This is a genomic window from Aeromonas sp. QDB14 (assembly GCF_027707845.1).
Lineage (GTDB): Bacteria > Pseudomonadota > Gammaproteobacteria > Enterobacterales > Aeromonadaceae > Aeromonas > Aeromonas caviae.
Genome location: NZ_JAPCJD010000019.1, coordinates 60,398 through 66,495 on the forward strand (window position 1 = coordinate 60,398; position 6,098 = coordinate 66,495).

Sequence of the window (6,098 nt, forward strand, 5' to 3'; positions counted from 1 at the left end):
CTCCAATGAACAGATGGTGTATCGCCTTGCTCTGCTGCCTGCTGCCGGGCATTGCCGCCGCCGCACCCGCCAAGCGGGCCCTGCTGGACATCGCCGATGTGCAGGGGATGCGCACCAACCAGCTGGTGGGCTACGGTCTGGTGGTCGGCCTCTCCGGCACCGGGGATCGCAGCCAGGTCAAGTTCACCGGCCAGTCCATGACCAACATGCTCAAGCAGTTCGGCGTGCAGCTGCCCGATGACATCGACCCCAAGCTCAAGAACGTGGCCGCCGTCTCCGTGCAGGCGACCCTGCCGGCGCTGGCGGGCAAGGGGCAACTGGTGGACGTGACCGTCACCTCCATCGGCGACGCCAAGAGCCTGCGGGGCGGCTCCCTGCTGCTGACCCCCATGCGCGGCATCGACGGCGAGGTCTATGCGGTCGCCCAGGGCAACCTGGTGGTGGCCGGGGTCAAGGCCGAGGGGCAGTCCGGCTCCTCCGTCACCATCAACGTGCCGACCGCCGGCATCATCCCGAACGGGGCCATCATAGAGCGGGAGGCGGCCAGCAACTTCTCGGACAAGCCGGAAGTCACCCTCAACCTCCATCAACCGAATTTCAAGACGGCCCGCAACGTGGAGCGGGAGATCAACCGCCAGCTCGGTCCCGTCGCCAAGGCGGTCAGCGCCGGTCGCATCCAGATCGCGGCCCCGCGCGACGAGAGTCAGCGCATCTCCTTCATGGCCCTGCTGCAGGATATCGAGATCGACATGGGCAAGGAGCGGCCGCGCGTCGTCTTCAACAGCCGCACCGGCACCGTCGTCATGGGGCAGGGGGTCAAGGTGCACAAGGCGGCGGTCAGCCACGGCAGCCTGACGGTGACGATCGGCGAGAGCCAGACGGTGAGCCAGCCCAATGCCTTCTCCAACGGCCGGACCACCACGACGCCCAACTCCCAGGTTCAGGTTGACCGGGAGCGCAACAACATGTTTGTCTGGCCGGATGGCACCTCCCTGGAGGTGATCGTCAAGGCGGTGAATTCCCTGGGGGCGACCCCGGACGATGTCATGGCCATTCTGCAAGCCCTCGACGAGGCGGGCGCCCTCGAAGGCGAGCTGGTGGTCATCTAAGGATCTCTATGACCAGAATTACATCCGAGCCTGGTTTCTATCAGGATCTCAACGAGTTGCAGCAGATAAAGAGCAACCCGGATCAGCGTGCGGCCCTGGAGGCGGCGGCCGGCCAGTTCGAGGTGAGCTTCCTGCAGACGGTGCTCAAGCACATGCGCTCGGCCTCCGACGCCCTGCAGGACGACGAGGAGAGGATCATCAAGGGGGAGTCCCTCTACCGCGACATGTACGACAGCCAGCTCGCGATGAGCCTGGTCAAGCGCGGCGGACTGGGGCTCAAGGAGCAGATGGTCAATCAACTGGCCCCCACATTAAAGAATGCCGAGTCTGTGGTCGCTTCAGAACCTCAGACCCTGGCTGCTTTCAGTCAGCCTCTGAATTCGGCAAAAATGAGGAAAGTTGACTGATGTCGCTGCTCAATATCGGTTTTAGCGGACTCAACGCGGCGCAGATCGCGCTCAACGTCACCGCCCAGAATATCGCCAACGTCAACACCGTCGGTTATAGCCGCCAGGAGGCCATGATGGGCAGCCTGTCGGGCTTCGGCCGGCTGGACAACGGCATGGGGGTCGAGGTGACCGGGGTTCGCAGGATCACCGATGACTACCTGGTGTCCCAGCACTGGCGCAGCCGCTCATCGACCGGCGCCTCCTATGCGTTTCACCAGTACATCAACACCACGGAGCAGCTGCTCGGCAGCGAGTCCATGAACATCGCCAAGGGGCTGGACAGCTTCTTCGCCTCCCTGAGTGCCGCCCTCGACAGTCCGGAGACGCCGGCCCAGCGCAGCCAGATCGTCAGCTCGGCCGGGGCGCTGGCCAACCGGTTCGGCCAGTTGAACGAGAGCCTGCTGACCCAGGAGAAGCAGATCGACGATCAGCTCGGCAGCACCATCACCCAGGTCAACAGCTATCTCAAACAGGTGGCGGAGCTCAACACCCAGATCGGCGAGCAGGCTTCCAAAGGGGTCAACACCTCGGCGCTGGAAGACAGCCGCGAGCAGATAGTGCGTGAGCTGTCGACCTTCATGGAGGTGCGGGTCAACCGTCAGAGCGACGGCTCCTTCTCCCTGAGCCTGCCCCAGGGCCAGCCCCTGGTGCTGGCCGGCAGCAGCAGCACCCTCTCTCTGGCCGGCGACACCCTGAGCCTGAGCTTCGGGCCGCAATCCTTCGAGGTCCCCAGACTTCAGGGCGGCACCCTGGCGGGCGTGCTGGAATATCGCACCACAGTGCTGCGCCCCCTGCGCGACGAGCTGAACCAGATCGCGAAGAAGCTGGCGGATGACTTCAACGCCAAGCAGGCGGGTGGCGTCGATCTGAACGGCGATCCCGGCAAACCCCTGTTCAGCTACGACCCCCTCAATCCCTCCGGCACCCTCAAGGTGGCCGACGGCTTTACCGGGGATCACCTCGCCTTCGCCAAGGCGGGGGGCGGCAACGGCGACAACCGCAACCTGCAGGAGCTGCTGACCATCAAGGATGATCAGTACGATGCCTACAGCGCCCTGCTTGGCAAGATGGCGGTGCAGAGCGGTCAGGCCAAGGCGACCATGGAGGCCGATGCCAACATGGAGAAACAGCTCGCCACCAAGCTCAGCAGCGTGAGCGGCGTCAACCTCGATGAGGAAGGGGTCAAAGTGATGGCCTACACCAAGGCGTATCAGGCCAATGCCAAGGTGATCAGCACCTCGGATCAACTCTTCAATTCCATTCTCAACATGTTCTGACGGAGTCCGCATGCGCATCAGCACCAACCAGATCCAGCTCAGCATGCTCGACAACCTGCAGCGGGGCTTTGGCGACTACGCCCGGCTGGATCGCCAGATCTCCTCCAACAAGCGGATCCTGCAGCCTTCGGACGATCCCGTGGGCAGCGTGCAACTGCTCGGTCTGAAGAAAGAGCAGGTGGCCATGGCCCAGTACCAGAAGAACATCGCCAATGCCAAGAGCCAGCTATCCCAGGGGGAGCTGCAGTTCGAGACCATGACCAACATGCTGAGCCGGTTGCGGGAGCTGACCCAGACGGCAGCCAACGGTTCCCTCTCCGAGGACGATCGCCGGGCGGTGTCCAGCGAGGCGGCCATCATCAAGGAGGGACTGCTGGATCTCGCCAATGCCCGCAACGAGAACGGTTCAAGCCTGTTCAGCGGCAGCCAGGTGGACAAGACCCCCATCGTCCAGGGTCCGGGTGGCGGCTATCTCTATCAGGGGGATGCCCTGGTGCGGGAGGTGGAGATTGCCCGGGGGGTGACGGTGTCCCTCAACCAGACCGCAGACAGCCTGTTCATCCAGAACGGGGATTTCTTCAAGCAGCTGGACGACATGGTGGCGGCCTTCGATGCCGGCGCACCGGATGCGGCGGATCAGGCCAGAGCCATGCTGGATCGCAGCAAGACCCTGCAGGATGACATCAGCCAGATGGTGAGCACCATAGGGGCGCGCATCAATCTGCTGGATCAGGTGGACGAGGGTCATGCCGAGAAGAGCACCTATAGCAAGGAAGTGAGCAATCAGATAGAGTCCCTCGACTACGCGGGGGCCGTGACCCAGCAGGCGCATGTGCTGATGGCTCTGCAGGTGCAACAGCAGGCCTTCGCCAAGGTGAATGGCCTGAGCCTGTTCAACTACATGCCCTAAATCTGTCTAAGGAGCCAGGATGCAGATTCAACAAACCCGTCCGGGGAGCGTGGTCGAAACGCCGGCCCAACCCAGGTTGCAAGGTCGTTCGACTGCCCAGGCTACTTCTCCCCAGACTCCTCGCAATGAACGCCAGCCCAATGTCATCCGGCTGGATCGCTGGGCCCTGATCGGCACGGCGCAGCAGCGCATCGCCCATGCCCAGGGGGGCGAGCAGGCCCTGAGCCAGGTGTGGGGCGAGCTGAAGCGCCTGGAGCAGCAGCTCGGCCAGCAGAAGGCGGCGAGCGGGGATCTGGTCTCCAGTCTCAAGGTACTGGAAGAGAAGCTGACCCAGCCGCAGGCGCCACTGACGAGCGAGCTCAGGCCACGCTTGCTGGCGTCGGCCACGGACAGCAGGGTGCACTACAGCGCGGAGCGGCTCGATCTGCTGAGCCCAAGGGCGAGTGCCGAGCGTCTCGTCTTCTCCTTCCCTCAGACCAGCAGCGCCGTCGAGGTGCTGCTGCCCGCCGATGCCAGTGAAGCGGAGGCGGCCGCCCGTCTGGATCGCGCGCTGCGCAAGGAGCATATCCAGGCGCGCCTGAACGAGCTGGGCAAGCTGGAGCTGAGCGTGCCGGATCAGCACAGGCGCAAGCTGGATGAACCCGTGCTGCTGAGCGGCGAGGGCATCCGCATTCCCGCCGGCAACCCGGTACCCGTGCAGTTCAAGCCAAAGGCGGGGCAGTTGACCCAGCTCGGCGAGGGGCTCGACAAGGGGGAGATCAAACAGGAGCAGCAACGGCTGAAGCGACTGCTCGGGGAGATAGAGCAGTCGGTGCGCGAGCTCAAGCAGTTTCGCCAGCGGATGGTGAAGCAGCTCGATCGGGTGAAGTCACGCAGCCAGAACCTGCAGCAGGAGGAGCTGGTCCAGTTGCAGGGCAAGCTCAGCCTCCAGCTCAAGGAAGGGGGCTTCATGGGGACCATGTCCGGTCTGCTTGCCCAGGCCAACGTCTCGCGCCAGAACGTGGTGGCGCTGCTCACCTAGGGTGCCAGGTCCCGTTCACGACAGAAAACCGCCATGCAGCTCGCTGGCGGTTTTCTGTTTTCAGGGCTTGAGCAGGGCGTACAGGGAGATGTCCGACGCGAAGCCGGAGTCGTTGAGCCCCTGTTCTATGGTCTTGATAAAACTCGCATTGTGCTGGCGTATGGTGTGGTAGCTGTAGAAGAGGTTGACCACGTCCTGCTCGTCCAGCTCCTTGTCCATGGCCAGCAGGCAGAGGTAGTTGCGCAGCAGGAAGTAGTCGACCACCAGCAGTTGATATGCCTGGCACTTGTCGCCCTGCTGCAGCGGGAAGTTGTGGTGATAGACGTAGTAGAGCAGGTAGTTGTCCAGGATCTGGGGATGGCTGGCCAGGAAGGGGGCGACCCTGTCGTGCCAGACTTGCTGCAGGTGTGCAAGCTTGTCCTCGTCGTAGGTTCCCTCCAGTACCTCGTTGATCTTGTCGAGGCAGACCTGCATGGTCTGCCGCCCCCGTCTCCCCTGGGAATAGGCCAGCAACTGGTGGGTCATGGTTCTGAGGCCCCACCACTGCAGTCTGGGCAGGGCGGGCAACTGCTCGAACATGGTGTTGAGCTCCCCGCGTTCGGCCAGTACCGCCACCTGATCGAGGAAGGCCTCGTGGGAGAGTTGCGCAGGATCCCGGTGGATCAGCATGCCGACCAGCCATAGCCGAATCGCCACGGGGATATCCGTGGCGGCCAGCACGTGAATGCTCAGGCTGTGCAACGTCGCCATGGCGTTGGAGGGGGGCGGAGCGAAGGGCAGGGGCTGGGTGAGCTCGGTGACCTCGGTCTGCATCGCCAGGGGGTCAAGCAGCAACTGGCGGCACACCTGGGGGCAGGAGAGCATCAGGGACCTCTTGAGCTGGTTGCCGATGCGGGTCTGGGCTCTGGGGTAGGTCTTGCAGGTGTGACTCAGGGCATCCGGACCCGCCTTGCTGTGGATCTGGCACAGGCGGTGTTCATCGAGGAAGGGGCAGGCGCCCTGTTCGTCGAGCTTTATCTCCCCCCAGCGCTCGTTGCTCTGCTTCACCTTGATGATGTGCAGATTGCTCAGGGATTTGACCGTGGGGTCGGGGTGGCGTTCATAGCTGCGGAAGGTCTGCTTGTCGATGCTGATGGTCCAGCTGTGGCAGCAGTTGTCCTCGCAGCGATCGCCGATGCACTGGAAATGTTGAACGAAATGCGGTGTGTAGAGCGAAGCAGCCATGTCGCCATCCGGTAGTGAGAGAGGACGTTTTAAAAGGTTCTTCGCGGGATCTTGGGGAAGTGGAAGTTGACAGACAGGGTGCTGGTAAACTGGCTGTCTCCAAACACA

General features: G+C 63.1%; 6 protein-coding genes. 5 read left to right on the top strand and 1 reads right to left on the bottom strand.

Features of this window, described 5'->3' with window-relative positions; all coding sequences use genetic code 11:
- Positions 1 to 5: 5 nt before the first annotated feature.
- From fgIL to PG887_RS08840, 5 genes are read left to right on the top strand one after another with little or no spacing between them, the layout of a single operon-like run.
- Positions 6 to 1,109, top strand: a complete 1,104-nt coding sequence (gene fgIL / locus PG887_RS08820) for a flagellar basal body P-ring protein FlgI (RefSeq protein ID WP_209794213.1) — start codon at positions 6 to 8, stop codon at positions 1,107 to 1,109.
- 8 nt (positions 1,110 to 1,117) lie between these two features.
- A complete protein-coding gene (locus PG887_RS08825) occupies positions 1,118 to 1,516 on the top strand; it encodes a rod-binding protein (protein WP_270821499.1) in 399 nt (132 codons plus the stop codon).
- Positions 1,516 to 2,835 (top strand): lateral flagellar hook-associated protein LfgK, encoded by a 1,320-nt coding sequence (lfgK, locus tag PG887_RS08830; RefSeq protein WP_270821501.1) that lies wholly within the window; start codon positions 1,516 to 1,518, stop codon positions 2,833 to 2,835. The genes PG887_RS08825 and lfgK overlap by 1 nt, the downstream gene beginning before the upstream one ends.
- A 10-nt stretch (positions 2,836 to 2,845) precedes the next feature.
- Positions 2,846 to 3,745, top strand: coding sequence for a lateral flagellar hook-associated protein LfgL (lfgL, locus tag PG887_RS08835; protein WP_041214013.1), 900 nt, complete (start codon positions 2,846 to 2,848; stop codon positions 3,743 to 3,745).
- 19 nt (positions 3,746 to 3,764) lie between these two features.
- Positions 3,765 to 4,766, top strand: a complete 1,002-nt coding sequence (locus PG887_RS08840; RefSeq protein ID WP_270821503.1) for a hypothetical protein — start codon at positions 3,765 to 3,767, stop codon at positions 4,764 to 4,766.
- Positions 4,767 to 4,826: 60 nt separating this feature from the next.
- Here the strand turns inward: PG887_RS08840 and fliB are convergent, their stop codons facing one another.
- Positions 4,827 to 5,990, bottom strand: a complete 1,164-nt coding sequence (gene fliB, locus PG887_RS08845; RefSeq protein ID WP_270821504.1) for a flagellin lysine-N-methylase — start codon at positions 5,988 to 5,990, stop codon at positions 4,827 to 4,829.
- Positions 5,991 to 6,098: the final 108 nt, after the last annotated feature.